Raw genomic sequence first — 18898 nt, 5'->3', positions numbered from 1 at the left:
TACTCAAAACTATGCAGTGACGCCTTGCATCACGTCCGGGTGGGTCAGCGTCCATGAAAGATCGTGGCCGCCGTTGATTGTGGCGTCCTCGGAGCCTGCGTGATGCGTTGCGTCATCGCCGAGAAATGCGATGACCTCATTTGCAAGTGGCGCGGATTGCGGCTGGGAGGTGTCGTGTTCGACGAGGCCGCTCTGGATCAGGATGGCATCCGAATAGAGCTGTCCGCCGAGATAGGTCGTATGGCCGAACGTGTCGTAATCCAGGATCTGCGCGATATTGACGACAGCGTTGCTGCCAGTATCGACATGGATCGTGGCATTCTGGTTGTTCTGGGCGATCGCCGAGATCGCGTGGGTCACGTCGTCTGAATCGCCGAGCAGGCTGACCTGCTTGATGACGTTGACGTCATAGAGATTGCCGGTGATGTAGAGGACGTTGAGCCCGGCGTGGCCTGCGAAATTGGCGTCATGCGCCAGCCCCGATGGCATCGATGCGTCACGCTCCTCGATCGCTTTCTGCGTCTGCACCATATAGTCTGGCATCGCCTGGAAACGGTCGTTGGCGCCGACATTGTGGATTTCGGCCAGGTTCCAGATCAGGTTGTTGCCTGACTGGATGGTCGCACCCGGAGCGCCGGGTTCGCCGCGCGCCCAATCGTTGTCATAGAGGACGGCGATCTGCGAAATGACGTTCATGTCGAGGACGTTGCCGCCGACGATCACCAGATCGTATTGCATGCCGATGCCGAACATCGACGCGAAGTTCACGGATGCATTGCCGCCCGTCAGCACGGTTGCTTCCGTGCCGGTGGCGGTAATCGTCATCGTGTCGTTGTCGTTGATGAAGTGATACTGCTCGATCCAGTTGACGAAGGACACGTCGCCATCGACGACGCTGACGCGCCAGGCGGTCGGGAAGATCGGGTCGTGACCTGTATCGGCTGAAGTCGCGTGTTGAGAGGCGCCGTCGTCATAGACGCTGCGCTGGAAGCTCGCGATGTTCTTGGCAACAGTCGCAGCGCTTCCAGAGGTGTCGAACATGCTGTCGATATGGTCATGGTCGCTGTAGACGTAACTCTGCGAGATCGCGTCGATCTGATGGTAGTTGCCCATCACTGCGGTCACCGAGGATATGACGGCGGTATCGGTGATGGCGACGATATTGGCGAGCACATTGGCGCCGGCGGCCACGTCGAGGCTGTTGAGCGGTCCGCTATGCTGCTCGATCGGCAGGTCGGTCTTGCCGGTCTCGGGATCTTCCGGCGGCTTCGCGATGCCTCTATCCGGCATGTAGTCGTCGAGAACGGGGGCTGCATCAGCGAGCTTGCCGTTGATGTAGATTGCACCCGTCAGCTCGGCGCCGCCGATATCGTGGCCCGCATCGACATAGCTATAGGTCTGCCCGCTCGTATCGGTGTCGTCGCTGCCATAAGTCTGCAGCTCGCCGCCAGGGCCGGGTGTTCCCGACTCGAGGACCGAGTTGACATAGGTATGAATGTTGTCGGCAATCGTCTTCAGCGCATCGGCGCTGTCGGTGCGATCGAGACTGATGAACGGTGACGCAGCTTCGGCCTTTTCCTGGAGATAGAGCAGTTGCGCAGTGACGAAGCTCGTATCCCGGAATTCGGCATCGCGGTCCGTCATGTTCAGATAGTCGTCGTCGTAGAGGATGTTCACCTGCGCGACATGCGCGACCATCGAGCCCGGTCCTTGAAAGACCTGCAGCTCCGGATCTTCACCCGGCATGCTGAAGCTCGGGATATAATGGAGGCCGCTGAAGTCGCGATGCGCGAGATCGGAAAGCTTCGCCAGACTCTCTTCGAAGGCGTGCCCATAAAAGCGCGGATGGGCGAAATTGATGTCGTAGGCCAACGAGCGGTACGGTGCGCTCGGGTCGAAGTCCTTGAGTTGCAGATCCGATGAAAACGCCGCCGCCCGGATTTCGTCCTCGGGCTGGATGGCGACGTCCTCATTCGGGCGCGCCCCTTCTGCATATACATTGCGTGCTCTCGCCTCTTCGACCGCCGTATCGAATAGACCGATGAAGTGCGCAATGATTTCGGAAATCTTCTCGCTATGCATGATGGCCCCTCCCGTTTGACACGGTGTCCGGCCTGATCTGCAGCATATCCGCCCTTGGATACTCTCGTGTGCTGCGTTTCAAGCCGCCAAACTGCACCGGCGCGAACGCCGGTGCAGCAGGTCTTGGACTTTGCTTGAGGTTACGCGGCACCGCCGTCGTGCGAGTCCTGGCCCGTGGTATGCGAGTCATGTCCGATCGCATCGAACGTGTTGCTGAGCATGTTCGCGCCCTGCACGAGTTCCATGTGGATACCCGAATTCGCAAGGATCGCAGATGCGTCCGCAACGCTCGAACCGTTGACGTCGTCGCCTGCGCCGCCGGTCCAGCCGCCATGATGGCTGAGGTCCATGCCGTCAGCGCCATGCGCGTTACCGCCATCCACCGACAGTTTGTTGTCGGCGTTGGAAGCATCCATCTTCATGCCCCAGGACGTGTCCTGGTCCGCCAGGTGGTTTGCCTGGATGGCACTGAAGGCGTTGCCGTTGTTAAAGGCACCGTTCAGGATGTTGTCGATATCGAGCGTAAAGGAGAAGTTGTCGCCGAGGTTGAAGTTGACGTCGTTGCCGGCCACTCCAAGATTGTCGAAGTCCTTGACGTCGTGAATGGTCGCGAAGTCGGTATCGGTCTTGTTGAAGCTGTCGGCAGTGTTCGTCGTGTCGTTGTCGGTCTTGTTGAAGCTGTCAGCCGTGTTGAAGCTGTCCGATGTCGTGGTTGTCTTGACGTCGGTATCGGTGACCGTCTTGATGTCGGTGTCGGTCTTCGTGTTGATATCGTTGTCGCTGTACGACTTGCTGTCGTAGCTCCAGTCATAGTCCGACTTCACATTGGTATCAGCATCGTTGATGTTGGTGTTGGTCGTCGTATTCGTGGTCTTGCTGTCGTAGTCCCAATCGTAGCTGTTGTCGCGATTGTTGCCGTTCAGCAGGTCGAGCGTCGCATCGACGGTGATATCCGAGCTGTTGTCGCTGTGATCACTGTTGTCGCTGTTATCGCTATTATCACTGTTGTCGGTATTGGTCGTGTTGTCACGATTGTCGCCATTGGCGAGGCCGCCAATATAAGCGGTGGAATTATCCGAAGTGTCCGGATCATTGATTGCGGTATTGCCCAGGAAGCCGTCTGCAAGCGCACCGATGTTATTTGTCTCGGTGTCGCCGCCCGGCTGATAATTCTGGCTCATTTCGCTTCCTCCAAAGGAATTCGGAGCAGTGTGCGAAATCCCTCTCATCTCAAATGGGATTTTACTCGCGCTTACTCCGATACTGATTACTCATATGCAGATGTATGCATTACCTGGTCATCTGCGGTTCAATTCCGGTTTGTTGGCCAAACCTGATGTATTGGATTGCGCGTAACTCAGTACAAGGACGCACAGATCTAGCTCCGCAATCATGTGATTGAAGACTTCATGCTTTCAGTTGTTTGAGTTGCCCCAATGGAAAAGCAGAGATATCGCAGTCGCGAGGGGATATTCCGCGTTTCCGGTGCCGCAATTGAGCGACAATACGACTTTGACCGAGAAGAACCGAGCTTCCTAGATACCAATTCGGGCTAGCGCGTTGGAACTCACTGTGGCTCGCCCGGACTGATCAAGGCGTTTCAAGATGACCTCTGTTCGCTGGCAATGAAACCGCATGCATCCACCCCCATTTGCGGGCAATTGGGCCGCTTCGTTTCGCTCCACCTCTAAGTCAAAAGTCTTGCATAAGTAACATTCCGGTTAATTGGCGCTGTCCAAAAGAGTGAAAAAGACGACGCGCCTACTATTGGTTCGAAAATACCATAAAGGACCAAAAATAACCGACTATATACCCCATAAGTTATCTAGGATGGGGTGGATACAACCAGAACAATAGGAAATGTCATTGTATATTTACAAAAACTAACCCGTTTGGGCCATTTCCTTCAATGGAACTTCGTATTACCATAATTAAGAAATGGCTAACTAATGAAGACGGGAATTACGAGGGGTGCCCGTCCGGGCCGCCCGGAAGTATCACTCAAAGCATTTGTAACGTGTAACGCTATGGGGAGGCGTAAATGTTCATGACTGCGTCGAAGACTGGTGATGCCGATCAGAGCCGAAAGTTCGGTCCGGCCGGGGACACAATACTTGTCATTGCGAATGCCGACTTGTTCTCCGAATGCCTCGTCGAGGCGCTGGCGAAGAAGTTTCCGAGTTGCGAAGTCATCAGCAGGGGCTATTCCAAGGCCATGCTGCAGAATGATGCCAACGACGCCACGCTGGTTCTCTTCTACCACATTACCGGAACGGAGCTCAGCGATGCTCTGGCGACTGTCAGGGAAAATCACCCCGCGACATCGATAGGTCTCGTCGTCGAAGCGATCGACATGATGGAGCCCTATATCAACCGGCTCGTCGAGGCCCGCGTCATCGATGGCGTCCTGCCGCTCAACCTGAGGCTCGACGTGTTCATGGCAGCCGTCGATCTTCTGATGAAGGGTGGCGAGCATTTCCCGTCGGCACTGCTGAACCGCCTGACCAACCAGGCACCTGAGCGCTCGCTTTACGAGGCACGCTCCGTTGCGGTGGCCGGGGCAGGGGCGATGCGGCTGAGACAGGGCGATATGTCGTCCCTGACGACGCGCGAGGTGCAGATCCTTGATCTGATCTGCAAGGGCACGCAGAACAAGATCATTGCCGATGAACTCCATCTGTCGGAGAACACGGTCAAGGTTCACGTCCGCAACATCTACAAGAAGATGAATGTGCGCAATCGCACCGAAGCAGCCTCGCGGTTCTTCAGCAGCGAAGCGAACAATCCGACGGGAAGATGGCGGAACTGACTACCGGTCAATATGATCAATGAGCAGGCCGCGCGAAACAGCGCGGCTTCTCCAGCCGGTAGTGTTGCAGACGTCGATGCGCTGATGCGCGTGTCCGCAGCCAGGCGAAGCGCAAACCGCGCATAATTCTCAATCACAAAGAATCTGATGAATCCGCGTTCGTTTGAACGGACGGCTGTAACGGTGAGCACCGGCGACTTGCCGGCTTATGAACAGGCCTGAAAACGAAAACGGCGCCTAACGGCGCCGTTTTGGGTGTATCGCATTCGCCGCTGATTAGCGGAACGAACGGGATGCAATGTTACGGATCTCGTAGCGGCTGATGCCGATATCGGAGAGGGTCTGGTTGGACAGGTTGCCGAGTTCGTTGAGCGTACGGCGGTAGCTAATCCAGCTCTTTGCAATGCGGATCGGGTTCATTGTCTTCATCCTTAGAAGTGTCTCGCGGCCGGCGTCATCGCCGTCTCTGCGCTTGGACATTCATATAGTGGATCTCTGTCATATTGTGCAGTGCAAAGAAAAGGCATCTGCTATGCGTTTGTGCAATGATCTGCCCGCGAAATGCGCAGGTGTGATTTTTTGAGCGGCTAAATTGAGCCTTTTTATCTGCAACTCTTACGAAAGTGTAAATTTCAGACAAAAGAAAACGCCCGTTGCGTGAGCACCGGGCGTTTTGAGAAGGAGATCAGCTTGGGAGGACGCTGATCGCCTGAATTAGCGGGCGGCTGCCTCGCGAGCGACGCGATGGATTTCCGACCGGTCGATGCCGAGGTCGTGCAATTCGCGGTTGCTCATGCGGCCGAGTTCGCTAACGGTCTGACGGTACTTGCGCCAGTTGTTGAAAGAGCGAGTAATGTTCATTTTGATCCCCTTTCCGAGGGTTCGCATCTGCCAGCTGCAGCCTATCCGCGCTGGCTTTCATTTGATGGGCTGAATATATGCTGCGTCGCAAAGAACGAATAGAGACAAGATTTCAAGTCACCTATGCGCCTTGCGCAGGTCTGGCGCCGTGAATTACATGATTTTGCCGCTTTCTGGTCAATGAACAGGCAGAATGATATTCCCCCAGCGTGCCTATTGCCGGTGACCTGGCGCCAGGTGCGGCTGAGAGTGTTTTCGAGGCGCGCAAAGAGGGAAGCCGGATGCCCGGAGTAGGCGCCGCCGTGGCAGCGCCCAACATTTCCGGCCGGCGGCGGGATATCTGTTTACAGATTCTCGCGCCCCGCCGGCTCGATCCGCAGACATCAAGCGGATATATGCATTCCGGCTGATCTAATCGTTTAACCACCCGTTAAACAAAACGCCCACCGGGGGAGGATCCGGTGGGCGTCATGTAGGTGACTGACAACTGGGAGGAGGAGTGTTGTCAGTCTATCGGAGTGCGCTGGGAGGAGGAGTGCGCATCTCCGAATTCTTTATACGGACATCATATCCGCAGGCTTCCGGTTAACCGGGCCGGGCCGCCATGCCCGCGCTTCTTGATGATCTAAATAGTATGACTAATGATTATTTTGCAGTGCAATATTTTCATAGTGGCTATGCGCATCGTGCATGCCTTTCTACAATGATCATATATTAGAACATTGGCGTTAACTGTCGGTTAAGAAGCGCACCAAGTTCATGCAGGGCGTTTCTTGCATTTCGAGCGCGGGATTGCCTAACCGGATCACCGGCGATAACGCTAGCGGATGCCATCACGGGGGCGGAGGCTGATATGTATCGAGGCAGGTTGGAGCGTGATCTTTCGGTGTGGGTAGGCAAGGGATTAATCCCCGAGGCGACTGCCGAACTGCTGCTCGGGGAATATGACAGCCGTCCGGCGAGCTTCAGTCTCGGCCGCGTCCTGATGGTACTGGCCGCTGTCCTGCTGGGTGCGGCCCTGCTGCTGCTCGTCGCGTCCAACTGGGAGGCCATTCCACGGCTGGTGCGCGCCGGCGCGATCCTGGCCGTGATCTGGATGGCCTATCTCGGCGCGGCCGTGCTGTTTGCCCGCGGCGCCATCGCCGCAGGCAATGCGCTGCTTGTCGTCGGCGTCCTCAGCTTCGGCGGGGCCATATCGCTGATCGGGCAGATGTATCATCTGTCCGGCGACGAGCAGACAGTCATGTATCTCTGGTTTGCCATCGCTGCTATTTCGGCCGCGCTCTTCCGCTCGGGTCCGGCAACGGCAATCGCGGGCTTTCTCTCCTGGGCGTCCTTTGGTGTCTATCTCAGCAATTACGACACCCGCTGGGTCGGTGCCGGCGCCTGGGCGCCGCTGGCAATGAGCGTCGTCCTCATTGCGCTGGTTCGCTACACCGACGCTGGCCGGTCACGCCACCTTGCCTACTTCCTGGTGGTCGGCTGGCTGGCATGGCTTTATACCTTGCACGACGATTTCTGGCTGGCCGCAGCCTATGTGGTCTGCGGTCTCGCGGTGTTCCTGGCCGTCAGCCTGCCGCCGCTACGCAATTCCGCCTTCGTCAAGACCGCGGGGGCTGCACCGGCTTTCTACGCATTCCTGATCGCCACCGTCGGCCTGCTGCTTCTTAACATAGAACTGGAGAAGGGCGGCGCGCTTGTCGTTCTCAGCCTGATCACGCTGGCCATCGCCGTACTGGCAATCGCGCTACAGGGCCGGGATAATGGCGCCGTTCGCTATCTGGCCTATCTGATGTTTGCTGCCGACGTCCTTTATCTCGCATCGGAAACGGTCGGCTCGATCCTTGGCACATCCAGTCTCTTCCTTCTCTCCGGGGTCTTCGTTGCTCTGGTCGCCTGGCTGGTGATCCGGCTGGAACGGCGCTTCGGTGGAAAAAAGGCGGAGGTGGCCCAATGAGCGCGATCGTCTCGAGCCGCAATCCGGCAAGGCGTTATATGGTGGCGGCGCTTATCGCTGCCGGTCTGCAGACCGCGGTACTCGGCTATATCATAGAGAGCCGTGCCGCTATTCTGCGCAGCGGCGCGGAGGTCGTCCTCAAGACCGCGCCCGTCGACCCGCGCGACTTCCTGCGCGGCGATTACGTCGTCCTGAACTACGACATCTCTTCCGTGCCGGTCAGCAGCGTCAAGGGCGGGCTTCCATCTGCCGCCGGCGAACAGGTGCTATGGGTGCGGTTGAAGCCGCAAGCCGATGGCTTCTGGAACGTCGCCGACTCGTCCTTCTCTGCGCTGCCGGAAGAGAGCGGCAGCGCAGTGATCAGAAGCCAGCCTTTCTATAGTTATGGCCCGGCCGGCGGCGACAGCATGCGCGTCGAGTATGGCATCGAGCGCTACTATGTTCCCGAGGGCGAGGGCAAGCCACTTGAGGAGGCCCGGCAGGATGGTCAGGTCTCGGTTGCGGCCCGTGTTTCGGCCGATGGAACGGCGCAGATCAGGAGCCTTTTCGTCGATGGCAAGGCAGCCTATGAGGAGCCGCTTTACTGATTGGAGGAGAGGCCTGTGGATTGCCGCTCGCCGGGCGGTTGATCGCTGTCATCCGGCCTTCATTTTTCCTTTGCCTCTACCAAATCGGGTGATATAGAGACGCCGCGCTCCGGAAGGCCTCATGCGCAGGCATATGCATGCGGTTTTGCGAACGCGGGTATGGTGAAATTGGTAGACACGCCAGATTTAGGTTCTGGTGCCGCAAGGCGTGGGAGTTCAAGTCTCTCTACCCGCACCAAAGCTGGCTTGCAGGCGGGATATCCCGATTACCCGGCAGGATGGCGCCGTCCCCCTTAACGGCGGGATGTATTGGAATTTGAAGAACAAAGCCACGCGCGGCCAAATTGTCCGGCGTCGTGCTCATCGAAACGAAGGCGTCTGGGCACGGCCGCCAACGAAATGAAGGTAGGAAGACATGCAGGTTATCGAAACGCTCGCTGAAGGGCTGAAGCGCGAAATCAAGGTCGTTATCCCGGCCAAGGACATGGAAAGCAAGCTGAACGAGCGTCTTGCCGACGTAAAGGACAAGGTCCGTATCAACGGCTTCCGTCCGGGCAAGGTACCGCCTGCTCACCTCAAGAAGGTCTACGGCAAGTCGATCATGGCCGACCTCGTCAACGAGATCGTCCGCGAACAGCCGACCCAGATCCTTTCCAGCCGTGGCGAAAAGTCGGCTACCCAGCCGGAAATCGCCATGACTGAGGACAAGGACGAAGCCGAGAAGATCCTCGCCGCTGAGAAGGACTTCGAATTCACGCTGTCCTACGAAGTCCTGCCGCCGATCGAACTGAAGTCCACCAAGGGCATCAAGATCACCCGCGAAGTTGTCGACATCTCCGACGACGAAGTCAATGAACAGGTCCTGAAGGTTGCCGAGAGCGCCCGCTCTTACGAAACCAAGAAGGGCAAGGCTGCTGACGGCGACCGCATCACCATGGACTACGTCGGCAAGGTCGACGGCGTTGCCTTCGACGGCGGCACCGATCAGGGCGCCGAACTGGTTCTCGGTTCCGGCCGTTTCATCCCAGGCTTCGAAGACCAGCTCGTCGGCACCAAGGCTGGCGACGAAAAGACCATCACCGTGACGTTCCCGGCCGATTACCCGGCCAAGAACCTCGCTGGCGCTGAAGCCACCTTCGACGTCACCGTCAAGGACGTCGCTGCTCCGGGCGAAACCGAAATCAACGACGAACTGGCCAAGAAGCTCGGCCTCGAATCGGCTGACCGCCTGCGCGAAATCGTCCGCGGCCAGATCGAATCGCAGTACGGCTCGCTGACCCGCCAGAAGGTCAAGCGTCAGATCCTCGACCAGCTCGACGAGATGTACAAGTTCGACACGCCGAAGTCGCTCGTCGATGCTGAATACAACGGCATCTGGAGTCAGGTGAACAACGACCTCGCACAGTCGGGCCGCTCGTTCGAAGACGAAGGCACGACCGAAGACAAGGCGCAGGAAGAGTACAAGACGCTCGCTGAACGCCGCGTCCGCCTCGGCCTCGTTCTCTCCGAAATCGGCGAAAAGGCCGGCGTCGAAGTCTCCGAAGACGAAATGCAGCGCGCGATCTACGAACAGCTGCGTCAGTATCCGGGCCAGGAAAAGCAGATCCTCGAGTTCTTCCGCAGCCAGCCGGGCGCAGCCGCTTCGATCCGCGCTCCGATCTTCGAAGAGAAGGTCATCGACCATCTGCTGACCGAAATCGACGTCACCGACAAGAAGGTCACCAAGGAAGAGCTGCTCGCCGACGAAGAAGGCGAAGGCTCCGACAAGGACGCCAAGAAGGCCGCCCCGAAGAAGAAGGCAGCCGCCAAGGCTGAAGCTTCCGAAGGCGAAGAAGCAGCTCCGAAGAAGAAGGCTGCTCCGAAGAAGAAGGCTTCCGAAGGCGACGCTGAATAATCGGCTGATCCCTTATGGATTTTCGAAGGCCTCGCCGCTTGCGGCGGGGCCTTTTCGTTTGTCATCGAGCGTCCTGACTCCGAGGCTGTGAAGAAGTTTCATATTTGCTAATCAGTGCCTTGCAGTGTGAAGCTGATCCTTTACACTTCTGGATTGCGACGATGTGCAAAGGGGAAAATCTTGGCCTTCCAGAACAGCGCCATTGAGTCCGAACAGGCCGATTGGCAGGCGGCAGAGTCCGGCTTTTTCACCTGGGATATCGTGGCGAACCTGCTCTATGCCGACGGTGCGGTCGCTGAGCTTTTCGGCCTTGATTACGTCAAGACCGAGCACGGCCTGCCGCTGGATATCTATATCGAGCGCATTCATCCGGAAGACCGCGCGAATGTTGCTGCCGCCATCCACGAATCGATCGCGACAGGCGAGCCGGAGCAGCAGAGCTACCGGACGCGCCAGGCAGACGGTCGCTACAGCTATGTGATGGTCTTTGGCCGCTGCTTCCGCGACAAGGCGGGCATCCCGTCGCTCTATGCCGGCATCATTTGTCCGGTGTCCGATGAGCCGATGCTGACCAAGCCATTGGTGAAATACTGCCTCACGGCCTACGATATCGCCGTTCGCGAAGGTAACCACGCCGTTGCCAAGCACCTGCAGGCGGCGCTTGGCGAACTCGACTGGATGAAACCAGATGGTTTGCTGGCGAACTGAGCCGGCTTAGCCGGGAAGCTCTCTAAAGCTCCGACTTGATATCGCCCATGCGGTTCCAGGCGTCGAGGCCTGCAATCTTGTAGGCTTCGGCAAGCGTCGGATAGTTGAAGGTGTTCTCGACGAAATATTCGACGGTACCCTTCAGGTTCAGCACGGCCTGGCCGATATGAACGAGCTCGGTGGCGCCTTCGCCGACGATATGGACGCCGAGCAGGCGCCGCGTCTTCAGCGAGAAGATCAGCTTCAAAAGGCCGGTATCGAGGCCCATGATATGGCCTCGCGAGGTCTCGCGGAAACGGGCGATACCGCATTCATAGGGAATGCCGCGTTCCTTCATCTCTTCTTCAGTCAGGCCGCAGGTGGAGATTTCAGGGACGGCATAGATGCCGTAGGGGAAGTATTTCGGCGGCTCCTTGGCAACGGCACCGACGGCGACGCGTGCCGCGATGCGGCCCTGTTCCATCGAGGTCGAGGCAAGGCTCGGAAAGCCGACGACGTCGCCTGCGGCATAGATATTCGGTACCGAGGTCTGGAAGGTTTCCGGATTGACCTTCAGGCGGCCGCGATTGTCGGCTTCGAGGCCGATGGCAGGCAGGTTGAGCGTATCGGTAGCGCCCATGCGTCCGGCGGCAAACAGCACCATGTCGGTGACCAGGTGGCGGCCATTGTCGAGTGTCAGCTGCACCTTGCCATTGTCGAGCTTCTCCACCTTGTCGGCCTTCTGGCCGAGCAGCAGTTTCATGTTGCGGTCACGCAGCTGATAGGTGAAGTCCTCGATGATTTCCTTGTCGATGAAGTCGAGCATCGTCGACTTCGGATCGATGACGGTCACGGCGGTGTCGAGCGCGCTGAAGATCGTCGCATATTCGATACCGATGACACCGGCGCCGATGACCACCATCGAGCGCGGCAGTTCCTCGATATCGAGCAGCTCGTCGCTGTCGATGATCGCCTTGCCGTCGAAGGGCATGTAGTCGGGCCGGAACGGCTTGGTGCCGACGGCAAGCAGCACGCTTGCCGCAGAGACCTGGATCGTCTCGCCGTCATCCTTGACGACCTGCAGCGTCGCGGCGTCGATGAAGCTCGCCTTGCCGCGCATATGCTGCACGCGGTTGCGGGCGAACTGATGTTCCAGGACTTCGACTTCATGATCAAGGGTGATCAGCAGGCGGCGGCGAAGGTCCTCTGCGCTGATCTGGTCCTTGACGCGATAGGCCCGGCCGTAGAAGCCGCGTTCCCGCCAGCCGGAGAGATTGAGCGCTGTTTCGCGCAAGGTCTTGGACGGGATCGTGCCGGTATGAACGGAGACGCCGCCCACCCGCTTGCCCTGTTCGATGACCAGAACCTTCTTGCCGAGCTTGGCTGCCTGAATGGCGCCGCGGCGGCCTGCGGGGCCGCTGCCCACAACAACGAGATCGTACTGGAACATGGCTCAGCCCCGGCTGGAAGAGGAATCAAATATTGCGCCGCAAAATGTCGCGCATTCACCGGTAGCTGGTCAATGTTACAGATGGTTTAAGGCGCTGGTATCAAGAATTACCGAAGCCAAGCAGGGGTTCCATCTTCTCGAAGGTAATATCCATAGGGAAAGCGTGTGAAAACGAGTAGGGGATATGGCCGTAAAGCAGCGACAGCTGGCCCTCCGCGACCTTTTCACTCTTGCCGGCGATGGCAGCGAGATAGAGCGCCGAAGCGAGCCCCGTACGGTCTGCGCCTGCCTGGCAATGGATCAGGAGCGGCTTCGGCGCGTCGCGCATGATGGCGATCAGCTGCAGAGCCTGTTCAGGCGTCAGTTCCCTCGAGGAATTCATGCGGAAGTCGATATGCTTGATCCCAAGTGCATTCGATTGGGCGATCTCGCTGTCGTACCAGCTCTTGCTGCCGTTCTCGCCCCTTAGATTGAGGATCGTCTTGATGCCGTAACTGCCTTCCAGCCGGGCGATCGCTGAGGCGGAAGGCTGCGAGGAACGATAGACTTCCCCGGGCACGACGGCGTGGAAATTATTGGTCGCCAGCAGATGGACATAGTAGCCGCCGATCAGCAGCACAATCAGGCCGCTGAGGCTGAGGATGCGCTTGGCGATCGGGGAAATGGTCAGGCGCGGAAATCTCAGTGTCATCGAATCTCAAGCTCGGGTCGCGCTGCGAGAAGAGCAGCATGCGCTCTTTGCGAGCCGAAGCTGACAGACACCTGAAGGAAACTGTGACGGTAGCTAGATTAGCCTGAGGCCTTTAAGACTGGCATGGCCGTCCTTGCCAATGATGATGTGGTCGTGAACCGTTATGCCGAGCGGCTTTGCCGTATCGATGATCATTTTCGTCATGTCGATATCGGCGCGCGAAGGCGTCGGGTCGCCGGAGGGATGGTTGTGGACCAAGATCAGCGCGGTTGCCGAAAGCTCCAGCGCGCGCTTCACTACTTCACGCGGATAGACAGGCGTGTGATCGACCGTACCGCGCCCCTGCACCTCGTCGGCGATCAGCGCGTTGCGTTTGTCGAGGAAGAGAATGCGAAACTGCTCGCGGGTTTCGTGCGCCATCGCCGCATGGCAATACTGGATCACGGACGACCATGAACCCAGCACCTGCTTGTTGCGCAGCTCGCTCTTCAGCGTGCGCTGGGCCACTGCGGCGATCAGCTTGAGATCCAGCGCCACCGTCTCGCCGATGCCCTTGACCTCCTGCAGCAGCCCGGCCGGCGCGCCGAAGACGGCGGCGAGCGTGCCGAAGCGGTCGAGCAGGGCCTTGGCGATCGGCTTGGTGTCGCGCCGCGGGATCAGGCGGAAAAGCAGAAGCTCCAGGATTTCGTAATCGGCCAGCGCCCCGTCGCCATTTTCGCGGAAGCGGTTTCGTAGCCGCTCGCGGTGGCCGTGATAATGCTGCTCTCCGCCAAGAGCAGGCGGTGCTGAAGCCGCTTTCGCCATCGAGGGTTTTGCGGGCTGCTCGGCAAAGAACAGGCGCTCGTCGATATCCGGTTCGCCGACAGGCAAATCGTCGAAAGGCAGTTCGTCATCGGAAGTCAGAACCGGGCCTTTCGCCATCTTCGTTTCACCCGTTGAGCGGCGCGAGCCCCGGACGGTCGAGACCACCGGGCGACAGTGTGAAGATCTCGCATCCGCTGGCCGTGACGCCGACGGTGTGTTCGTATTGTGCCGAGAGCGAGCGATCGCGGGTGACTGCCGTCCAGCCGTCGGCCAGAACCTTCACATGCGGACGCCCGAGATTGATCATCGGCTCGATGGTGAAGATCATGCCTTCCCGCAGTTCCGGCCCTTCGTTGGCGCGGCCGTAATGCAGGATATTCGGCGAATCGTGGAACAGGCCGCCGACGCCGTGGCCGCAGAAATCGCGCACGACGGAGCAGCGTTCGGCCTCGGCATAGGTCTGGATCGCTTCGCCGATCGCGCCGGTGCGGGCGCCCGGACGCACGGCGCCAATGCCGCGCATCAGTGATTCATGGGTGACCTCGAGAAGCCGTTCGGCCGCGCGCTTCAGCTGACCGACCGGATACATGCGGCTCGAATCGCCGTGCCAGCCGTCGACCACATAGGTGACGTCAATATTGACGATGTCGCCATCGCGCAGTGGCTTGGCATCGGGAATGCCGTGGCAGACGACGTGGTTGATCGAGGTACAGGTCGATTTCGTGTAGCCGCGATAGTTCAGTGTCGCTGGGTAGGCACCATTGTCCATGCCGAATTCGAAGACGAAACGGTCGATCGCATCGGTCGCAAGCCCGGGCTTGACGATCGCCGCCAGCTCGTCGAGACAGCGGGCGGTCACCTGGCACGCCTTGCGCATACCCTCGAAAGCCTCGGGGCCATAGAGCCTGATTGCGCCGGTATTTTTCGGCGGCGCCGATGCGGCTTCGATATAATTCACCATTGCAGGGCCTTAGCGGAAATTGTCCTTGTCGTACATAATGCAGCTATGCCGGGTTCGTCCATGCCGATCAATGGGCCTGTCGCGATTTGTGCCAGCATAACGCAGATGAGGCGGCCAGTTGCCTGGGCCGCCTCATCGATCAAATGCAGATACTGGACTTAGGATTGCTTGGAGAAGAGCGATGCCAGCGTCGATTTGGGCGAGGAGCCCGTCGAGCCGCCGGTATATTTCGGCACGACGACGAGCTGTTTGACTTCGCCACGCTTGAACGCGGCCAGGAAGCGCTTGTAGTCCCTGAACGATACGCAGCCGTTGGAATCGCCGCGCTTGCCGAGCATGTAGGTGTGGGCAAGCAGCCCGACACGGTCATGAATGGCGCCAGGGCCGCCGACGGGATGCAGGCGGATTGCCTCGACGCCGTGGAACAGGGCTTCGCGCATCTGCAGATTATAAGTATGCGGCGGCGTCGGGCCGCGCATCTTCTGGCTGACATAGCGCGGGTTGTCGCGCATTGCACCAAGGCCAGAATGGGCTTCGAGGCGCTCGCCGTTCGGCATGTACACAGTGCCGGCGGAAATGTCGTAGATCGCAATGCCGTTGCGGGCGACTGGGGCAAGCGCCGGCCGGCCGATCTTCGGCATGTCGCCGTCATCGTCGTCCTGATCCACCTTGGCATAGGCGAGTGCTGCGACCGGTGAATCGGCAGCAGGCTTCGGCCGGTTCGGGCGTGCCATCGGCAGCGGCACGTCGCCGCTTTCCGACAGAACGAGGCCGAACGGTGCGTCGGAAACGACGCTCTCGGCAAGCGCGGTCTCGACGGCCGGTGCAGCGGCGGCTTCCGGCTTCTGTTGCGGCAGAGCTTCTGCAGCTGCCATGGTCGGCGCCGTTTGCGGCGCCTTGACCGTGGCGACCTGGACTGGCGCGGGGAGGGAGGCCGGAACCGTGACGGCAGAAAATGCCGCAGCGCCTGCGATCGTTTCCGCCTGCTTCTTCAGGGCCGAGGCAATCTCACTGCCGTTGTTGCGCATGGCGAGCGCCGAGAGCCCGCGGCGCTGCATCAGTGCCACCATGTCCTTGGAGGATTTCGACTGCACCTCTGCCGTCATGCGATCGGACACGGTGATCTGGCCGGGCAGCCGGGAAAATTTGCCGATGTGGACGAGCGTATGGGCAGCCGATGCGTTGTGATGCACAGGCGCCATCGGCGCGATGGCGATATCCGCAAACAGCCGCTTGTCTTCGCGTTCCGGCATGGCCGACGAGTGCATCGTTGCGACCGATGCGAGCGCCCATGTCGATACAGCGGCCCCAAGGCCGATGGCAGCGATGACCGGAACGAGCCGGAGGAGCTTTGCCGAGCCAAAAATCGCCCAGCCGAAAGGGTTGACGCTTTCACACGTCTCGACAGCAAACGCCATATTACTCGGTTTCCAAACGCGTCACTCTACCGGCGGCTTACGCAGGACGCTTTCGCCGGAGCCGATAATGAAGCAAGAGGGCCTAATTGAGGCATCCCGCACATAATCAACTGTCTGGAACTATGCGGGATTATGGTTTCCAATTTCTTTATAAGCATGAAGGACCGCCCAAAAAAAGATTCTGGTTCGGTTCTTCTGGCGACGAAATCGGGCTAAAGATCGACCGTTCGGAGGCAGATATGGCCTATGCCCGCTCCATCACGTAGCTGCCCGGTGCTTCCTCGATCGCATTCAGCGAGGCGCCGCCGGGCTTGCGGGCGGGCACGCGCTTGCCGTCCTTGGCCTCGATCCAGGCCTGCCAGTGCGGCCACCAGGAGCCTGGATTTTCCTCGGCCTTGTTGAGCCAGCTGTCGTAATCGCCCTTGGCTGGGCCGCCGGTCCAATACTGATACTTCTTCTTGTCCGGTGGATTGACGACACCGGCGATATGTCCCGATCCGGTGACAACGAAATCCACCTTGCCGCCGAAGAACTGGCTGCCGAGGAAGACCGACTTTGCCGGCGCGATATGATCCTCGCGGGTCGCCAGATTGTAGATCGGGATCTTCACGTCCTTCAGCGACACTGTCTTGCCGTCGAGGATCATTTCATCCGCGGTCAGGGCATTCTTGAGATAGCAGTTGCGCAGATAGAAGGCGTGGTTGGCAGCCGCCATGCGCGTCGAATCGGCATTCCAGAACAGCAGATCGAAGGGCATCGGCATTTCGCCCTTCAGGTAGTTGTTGACGAAATAGGGCCAGATCAGTTCCGAAGCGCGCAGCATGTTGAACGCCGTCGCCATCTTCGAGCCGTCGAGATAGCCGACCGATTGCATATGCGCTTCGAGCGCCTGCAACTGCTCCTCGTCGACGAAAACCTTCAGGTCTCCGGCATGGGTAAAATCCACTTGCGTGGTGAACAGCGTCGCCGAGCGGATGCGCTTGTTCTTTTCCTTGGCATGCAGCGCCAGCGTTGCGGCGAGCAGCGTCCCGCCGACGCAATAGCCGACGGCGTTGACGTCCTTTTCGCCGGTCGCCTTCTCGATCGTCTCCAGCGCGAAATCCACGCCCTCGCGGGCATAGGCCGTCCAGTCCTTGTCGGCATGGCGCGAATCGGGATTGACCCAGGAGATCACGAACACCGTCTGCCCCTGATCGACGCACCACTTGATGAACGACTTCTGCGGATTGAGGTCGAGGATATAGAACTTGTTGATCCAGGGCGGGCAGATCAGGAGAGGGCGCTTCAGCACCGTCTCGGTCGACGCCTCGTACTGGATGATCTGGCAGATATCGTTTTGGGCGATAACCTTGCCCGGTGTCAGCGCCATGTCCCGGCCGACGGCGAATTTCGTCATGTCGGTCTGGCGAAGCTTCAGGTCGCCGTGCCCGGCAACGATATCCTCGGCCAGCATCTTCATGCCGCGCACCAGGTTTTCGCCGCTGCTGGCGATGGTTTCCCGGTAGAGCTGCGGGTTGGTGGCGACGAAATTGGTGGGCGAGAGCGCCGCGGTGATCTGCTTGATGTAGAAGCCGGCCTTGTGCTTTGTGTGCTCGTCCAGACCCTCGGTCTGCGTCACCATCTTCTCGGCCCAGTCGGCGGTGATGAAATAGACCTGCCGCAGGAAGTCGAAGAACGGGTTCTTCTCCCAGTCCTGATCGGAAAACCGTTTGTCCTTGCGCTCGGGCTCTGGTTCGGCGGCTTCGCCCTGCATGCGCTGCATCGAGCGCATCCAGACGCCGAAATAGCTGCTCATCAGCTGTGTCTGCGCCTCGAAGGTGCGGCGCGGATCGGACATCCAGTATTCGGTGATCTTCGACAGCGTCTTGACCATGTCGGTCATCGGCTCGGCGGCTTTGTCGCTGACGTCGCCCCGTTCGCGGGGCGCCAGCCATGCCGATGCGGCCTTGCCGAGATTTTCGAGGGCGCGGGCAAAATTCATCGCCGTCGCCTCGGGATCCTTCATCAGATAGGGATCGAGGTCTGCCGTTTCGAAGCCTTGCGGCTTTCCCTTGTCGCCTGTCTTGCTGTCGGTCACACGTTTCCTCCGGGCGGCAGCAATCATCCTGAAATCGATTTGTACATCGTGCAAGATCGATAAAACAAGTTCAACACAACCACGCTCGTGCTATTGCTTTGTTGCTGCGACAAATTTAACAGTCGCAGAGGCTTGAGGATTTGGAAGATCTGGCATGACGAACAACGGCAGCTCTGGCATCGCAATCGCAACCCGCATGGCAATTATTGCCGCGGCCGCGGCGATGACGCTTGCCGGCTGCACGTCGACGCCGGATGAGAAGGCAGCGCTTGCCGCCAGGCGAGCGGCCCCCACGGCGGTCGTGATGACCGCCACCAAGGGTGAGGCTCCGGCCGAGAGCGGCCTTTCGCACTATAGGGACGGTTATCCGTCCTTCGGTGCGCCTCTGACGGCCGCCAACGTTCAGATGAACGATGACGAGGCAAAGGGCCTGCAGACCAAGCTGACTGCGCTTGGCGCGCAGCGCAAGGCGGGCACGATTTCCGAGGCCGAGTATCATCGCCGCGTTGCCGAATACCGCAAGCTTGCGGCCGATCACGGCGCCGACACACTCTCGGAAATCACCAAGTAGGCCTTGCCTTTCAGGCAATTTGCACGCAAAGCCTTCCGCAGCTGGCGGG

Annotated in this window: 16 protein-coding genes and 1 tRNA gene; 7 read left to right on the top strand and 10 right to left on the bottom strand. The window is 59.1% G+C overall.

The features are described 5' to 3' along the window. Positions 1–9: 9 nt before the first annotated feature. Together AB4Z25_RS05175 and AB4Z25_RS05170 are read right to left on the bottom strand one after the other, a co-directional pair. Complete coding sequence (locus AB4Z25_RS05175; RefSeq protein WP_112539652.1) at positions 10–2082, bottom strand: hypothetical protein; 2073 nt, start codon at positions 2080–2082, stop codon at positions 10–12. 140 nt (positions 2083–2222) lie between these two features. Further along, positions 2223–3263 (bottom strand): fibrinogen-binding protein, encoded by a 1041-nt coding sequence (locus AB4Z25_RS05170; protein ID WP_112387989.1) that lies wholly within the window; start codon positions 3261–3263, stop codon positions 2223–2225. Positions 3264–4123: 860 nt separating this feature from the next. On the opposite strand from AB4Z25_RS05170, the gene AB4Z25_RS05165 reads away from it, so the two are divergent. Beyond that, positions 4124–4891, top strand: coding sequence for a helix-turn-helix transcriptional regulator (locus AB4Z25_RS05165; protein ID WP_112387990.1), 768 nt, complete (start codon positions 4124–4126; stop codon positions 4889–4891). Between the two features lie 276 nt (positions 4892–5167). Here the strand turns inward: AB4Z25_RS05165 and AB4Z25_RS05160 are convergent, their stop codons facing one another. Continuing rightward, on the bottom strand, positions 5168–5311 hold the full coding sequence (locus AB4Z25_RS05160; protein WP_074061123.1) for a DUF1127 domain-containing protein: 144 nt from the start codon (positions 5309–5311) through the stop codon (positions 5168–5170). Between the two features lie 294 nt (positions 5312–5605). Further along, positions 5606–5752 (bottom strand): DUF1127 domain-containing protein, encoded by a 147-nt coding sequence (locus AB4Z25_RS05155; RefSeq protein ID WP_112387991.1) that lies wholly within the window; start codon positions 5750–5752, stop codon positions 5606–5608. An 853-nt stretch (positions 5753–6605) separates the two neighbouring features. Here AB4Z25_RS05155 and AB4Z25_RS05150 point away from each other — a divergent pair. The 5 genes from AB4Z25_RS05150 (at position 6606) to AB4Z25_RS05130 (ending at position 10898) form a co-directional block, all read left to right on the top strand. Further along, positions 6606–7709 (top strand): DUF2157 domain-containing protein, encoded by a 1104-nt coding sequence (locus tag AB4Z25_RS05150; protein ID WP_112539648.1) that lies wholly within the window; start codon positions 6606–6608, stop codon positions 7707–7709. Then, complete coding sequence (locus AB4Z25_RS05145; RefSeq protein WP_112539646.1) at positions 7706–8296, top strand: GDYXXLXY domain-containing protein; 591 nt, start codon at positions 7706–7708, stop codon at positions 8294–8296. Before AB4Z25_RS05150 ends, AB4Z25_RS05145 begins: the two co-directional genes overlap by 4 nt. A 153-nt stretch (positions 8297–8449) precedes the next feature. After that, positions 8450–8534, top strand: a tRNA-Leu gene (locus AB4Z25_RS05140). Between the two features lie 177 nt (positions 8535–8711). Further along, complete coding sequence (gene tig / locus AB4Z25_RS05135; protein ID WP_112539644.1) at positions 8712–10190, top strand: trigger factor; 1479 nt, start codon at positions 8712–8714, stop codon at positions 10188–10190. A 180-nt stretch (positions 10191–10370) separates the two neighbouring features. Beyond that, entirely contained in the window at positions 10371–10898 is a 528-nt protein-coding gene (locus tag AB4Z25_RS05130; protein WP_310299018.1) for a PAS domain-containing protein, read from the top strand. A gap of 22 nt (positions 10899–10920) precedes the next feature. Here AB4Z25_RS05130 and sthA read toward each other — a convergent pair whose 3' ends face one another. The 6 genes from sthA to AB4Z25_RS05100 form a co-directional block, all read right to left on the bottom strand. Further along, the gene (sthA, locus tag AB4Z25_RS05125) at positions 10921–12327 is read right to left on the bottom strand and encodes a Si-specific NAD(P)(+) transhydrogenase (RefSeq protein ID WP_112387995.1); all 1407 of its coding nucleotides are present in this window, start codon (positions 12325–12327) and stop codon (positions 10921–10923) included. A gap of 100 nt (positions 12328–12427) precedes the next feature. Continuing rightward, complete coding sequence (locus tag AB4Z25_RS05120) at positions 12428–13018, bottom strand: dual specificity protein phosphatase family protein (protein WP_112539642.1); 591 nt, start codon at positions 13016–13018, stop codon at positions 12428–12430. A 93-nt stretch (positions 13019–13111) separates the two neighbouring features. Next, positions 13112–13939, bottom strand: a complete 828-nt coding sequence (radC, locus tag AB4Z25_RS05115) for a RadC family protein (protein ID WP_112387997.1) — start codon at positions 13937–13939, stop codon at positions 13112–13114. 7 nt (positions 13940–13946) lie between these two features. After that, on the bottom strand, positions 13947–14783 hold the full coding sequence (gene map, locus AB4Z25_RS05110; protein ID WP_112518646.1) for a type I methionyl aminopeptidase: 837 nt from the start codon (positions 14781–14783) through the stop codon (positions 13947–13949). Between the two features lie 158 nt (positions 14784–14941). Further along, complete coding sequence (locus AB4Z25_RS05105; protein ID WP_112539640.1) at positions 14942–16201, bottom strand: DUF2778 domain-containing protein; 1260 nt, start codon at positions 16199–16201, stop codon at positions 14942–14944. 244 nt (positions 16202–16445) lie between these two features. Beyond that, the gene (locus tag AB4Z25_RS05100; RefSeq protein WP_442207888.1) at positions 16446–18305 is read right to left on the bottom strand and encodes a PHA/PHB synthase family protein; all 1860 of its coding nucleotides are present in this window, start codon (positions 18303–18305) and stop codon (positions 16446–16448) included. Positions 18306–18432: 127 nt separating this feature from the next. Between AB4Z25_RS05100 and AB4Z25_RS05095 the strand changes: the two genes are divergently transcribed. Beyond that, positions 18433–18849: a hypothetical protein gene (locus AB4Z25_RS05095; RefSeq protein WP_112539636.1), complete on the top strand. Its 417-nt coding sequence runs from the start codon at positions 18433–18435 to the stop codon at positions 18847–18849. Positions 18850–18898 lie beyond the last annotated feature (49 nt).

The organism is Rhizobium sp. RAF36 (assembly GCF_052114105.1).
Lineage (GTDB): Bacteria > Pseudomonadota > Alphaproteobacteria > Rhizobiales > Rhizobiaceae > Rhizobium.
Note: the sequence above shows the minus strand (reverse complement) of the source record. Positions and strands in the feature narration are given on the sequence as shown.

Excerpts from the sequence above, each read along its gene's own strand:
- AB4Z25_RS05175 (WP_112539652.1), bottom strand. The coding sequence starts at position 2,082 with ATGCATAGCGAGAAGATTTCCGAAATCATTGCGCACTTCATCGGTCTA.
- AB4Z25_RS05170 (WP_112387989.1), bottom strand. The coding sequence starts at position 3,263 with ATGAGCCAGAATTATCAGCCGGGCGGCGACACCGAGACAAATAACATC.
- AB4Z25_RS05165 (WP_112387990.1), top strand. The coding sequence starts at position 4,124 with ATGTTCATGACTGCGTCGAAGACTGGTGATGCCGATCAGAGCCGAAAG.
- AB4Z25_RS05160 (WP_074061123.1), bottom strand. The coding sequence starts at position 5,311 with ATGAACCCGATCCGCATTGCAAAGAGCTGGATTAGCTACCGCCGTACG.
- AB4Z25_RS05155 (WP_112387991.1), bottom strand. The coding sequence starts at position 5,752 with ATGAACATTACTCGCTCTTTCAACAACTGGCGCAAGTACCGTCAGACC.
- AB4Z25_RS05150 (WP_112539648.1), top strand. The coding sequence starts at position 6,606 with ATGTATCGAGGCAGGTTGGAGCGTGATCTTTCGGTGTGGGTAGGCAAG.
- AB4Z25_RS05145 (WP_112539646.1), top strand. The coding sequence starts at position 7,706 with ATGAGCGCGATCGTCTCGAGCCGCAATCCGGCAAGGCGTTATATGGTG.
- tig (WP_112539644.1), top strand. The coding sequence starts at position 8,712 with ATGCAGGTTATCGAAACGCTCGCTGAAGGGCTGAAGCGCGAAATCAAG.
- sthA (WP_112387995.1), bottom strand. The coding sequence starts at position 12,327 with ATGTTCCAGTACGATCTCGTTGTTGTGGGCAGCGGCCCCGCAGGCCGC.
- AB4Z25_RS05120 (WP_112539642.1), bottom strand. The coding sequence starts at position 13,018 with ATGACACTGAGATTTCCGCGCCTGACCATTTCCCCGATCGCCAAGCGC.
- radC (WP_112387997.1), bottom strand. The coding sequence starts at position 13,939 with ATGGCGAAAGGCCCGGTTCTGACTTCCGATGACGAACTGCCTTTCGAC.
- map (WP_112518646.1), bottom strand. The coding sequence starts at position 14,783 with ATGGTGAATTATATCGAAGCCGCATCGGCGCCGCCGAAAAATACCGGC.
- AB4Z25_RS05105 (WP_112539640.1), bottom strand. The coding sequence starts at position 16,201 with ATGGCGTTTGCTGTCGAGACGTGTGAAAGCGTCAACCCTTTCGGCTGG.
- AB4Z25_RS05100 (WP_442207888.1), bottom strand. The coding sequence starts at position 18,305 with ATGATTGCTGCCGCCCGGAGGAAACGTGTGACCGACAGCAAGACAGGC.
- AB4Z25_RS05095 (WP_112539636.1), top strand. The coding sequence starts at position 18,433 with ATGACGAACAACGGCAGCTCTGGCATCGCAATCGCAACCCGCATGGCA.